This is a genomic window from Metabacillus niabensis (assembly GCF_902829255.1).
GTDB lineage: Bacteria > Bacillota > Bacilli > Bacillales > Bacillaceae > Metabacillus > Metabacillus niabensis.
In genome coordinates this window covers 1-2,250 of the sequence record NZ_CADEPK010000396.1, presented here as the reverse complement: position 1 = coordinate 2,250, position 2,250 = coordinate 1, and the positions used below count along the sequence as shown (strand labels likewise).

The window sequence follows — 2,250 nt, the reverse complement described above, 5'->3', positions numbered from 1 at the left end:
GAATTATTATATATCTCCAAAAATTCGTATTGATTTCCGCTTCCTTTTCGATAATCACCTGATGGATTAGGTACTAATTCTGTAATTAAAATGTTAGGTGTTTCTTCCTTTTCTTCAAACCCTTCAATTTTTACATGGAAATATTCTGAAGTAACCGATGATTCTTGATCGCTTGCTTCGATATAATATTCGATTGGACTTGAAACGAATTGTTCACTCGGAACTGTATAATAATATTGTCCGTTTTCTCCTATTTCCATTGGCACTTCAGTAAATTCACTATATGAATTTAAGCGGTAAAATAGGTTTACTGTTAATGGATCACGATCTGCATCATCTACACTTGTCATAATTGTTAAATTTTCTGTACGATCAATTACTGAAACTGGGCTATGTGTAATGACAGGTTCCTTGTTTGTCGTTGGAACAAGCTGTTCATCTAATATGATACCTGGTGTAGGAGACGACTTTTTATGCAGTGCATCTAATAAAGTACCAGTCTTAGGAACCCTTGTTTGAAGGCTTTTTCCATCAGCAACATCGTCACTTGTGTAAAATACTTCATTCATAATCGTATCGTTCAGCTTATCTGTTATAAGGAAGCCGCGGTCATTATTTGCAAGTCCATCCTGACCTCTTGCCATAAAAACGTGAATATTTTCAGGAATGTTATGGTACTTTCTAAAATCAGCTTCAGTAAGATTTGCAGCGTCACCTGTAATAGCTGTGCTCGTGCGTTCAATCCATAAGACAGCTGAGCTTTTTGCTGGAATAATTACGTTCTCATTTGTTGCATCATCCACTGCAGTGACCTTTAATTGTTTCGTGTTTGAAACATAGTTATATCTTAGGTTATATGTGGAATTAAAGTCTAAATCATTTTCACTTGCGTTATAGATTTCTATAAATTCAAATAAATCATTTTCTCCTGCCCCATTAATATGGCTATTTGATTTATCATTCGGGTAAACCTCAGTAATCATAATTGGGAATTTTTCATCTTGCTCTGGTTGTTCAGGTTGCTCTGGTTCTTGAGGTTGCTCTGGTTGTTCGGGTTCTTGAGGCTCTTGAGGTACTTCAGGTAATTCTGGGTTATCCGGCTGCTCAGGCTGTTCGGATGGAACTATCTTAACGGTAAACGTTTCTGACTTTTTTAACACTTTGCTATCGCTGACTTCAAAATAATATTGGAGTGTTTCTCCATGTAATTCAGTTGAAGGGATTGTATAGGTGTAAATTCCATCAGTTCCTTCTATTAAATCGACTGTTTTGAATTCATTATCATTTAGTTTATAGGACAGCTTAGCAGTTAAGGGATCTAAGTTTTTGTCAGAAATTGTTGCTTGGATTTGCAAATCGTTACCTTGTTTTATTTCCTGTATTGGCTGATGAGAAATTGTTGGCTCTTCATTAATCGCTGGTTGTAGCTGTTCAGATAAAACAACTCCAGCAGAAGGTTTTGCTTTTTTCAAAAATGATCCAACAGTTGCATGATCATTCGCTAGCATTGTATGGTAGCTTAACCCATCACCAACGTCTTCTGCTGTATAGTGTATATGACTAATTATCTGATTGTTGTCATGTTTGGATGTAATATAAAAACCGCGATCACTATTGTTAAGTCCATCCTGACCCTTTAGCATATACACAGGTACATTTTCTGGGATATTGTGGTATTTTCTAAAATCCTGTTCTGTTAGATTTGCTGCAGCTCCAGTAATTTTACTGCTTGTACGTTCTACCCATAAAACGGCGGAGCTATTTGCGGGTATGACAATTTCACTGTTAACTGCTTGATCTGTTCCAGATACAATTAAATCCTTTTGATTTGTTATGTAATCATATCGTATTTTATATTGCTCGTTAAAATCTACTTGTTCATCTGTTTGATTATAGATTTCAATAAATTCAAAAAGATCGTTATCTCCAGCACCCTCAATATGAGGATTTGCCTTATCATTCGGGTACACTTCAGTAAAAACGAATGGCATTTCTTGATTCGTTTTCACTTGAGTTTGAATATCCTCATTCTGAATTGCATGGCCTACATTTGCAAATGGTGTTATAAGTAATAGTATTGATAGACTAATAGATAGTACTTTCCGAATCATTTTTCACCTCTCCTATAAAAATAAGCTATATTTTTGTAGAAAAAAATTACTTTCTGACTATGTTTATTTTTTCTATCAATCCTCCAATCTAACATCCTAAGTTATGCGAACCAATAAACATTTTATAGTGTGAGTATGT

At 35.0% G+C, this 2,250-nt stretch carries 1 pseudogene; it reads right to left on the bottom strand.

The window, feature by feature from the left end:
* A pseudogene (locus tag HU235_RS22510) lies at positions 1–2,111 on the bottom strand (lamin tail domain-containing protein); the annotation flags it as partial.
* Positions 2,112–2,250: the final 139 nt, after the last annotated feature.